We start from the raw sequence: 270 nt of genomic DNA on the forward strand, positions 1-270 counted from the left end.
TTCCTCATCAGAAGCTACCGCATCACTGTCCTCGGATTCCTCATCAGAAGCTACCGCATCACTATCCTCGGTTTCTTCTCCGGTTTCGTCGTCAGCAACTGCATCACTGTCGTCGGTTTCTTCTCCGGTTTCATCATCAGCGATCGCAGCATCGGTTTCGGAGTCAGATTCTGAGGCTTCATCCGAGGTTTCAGTGTCCTCTAAAACCGATTCTAGGTCAGACACCAAATCTCCTAAAGCCTCATCGAAATTCGGTTCGTCTGGCGTAAT

The 270-nt window shown here is 49.6% G+C and carries 1 protein-coding gene; it reads right to left on the reverse strand.

The features are described from left to right. On the reverse strand, nucleotides 1-270 hold a 270-nt coding region (locus AC0QH1_RS00685), incomplete at both ends, for a hypothetical protein (RefSeq protein ID WP_324628803.1).

The sequence above is a fragment of the Phormidium sp. CCY1219 genome, assembly GCF_055795085.1.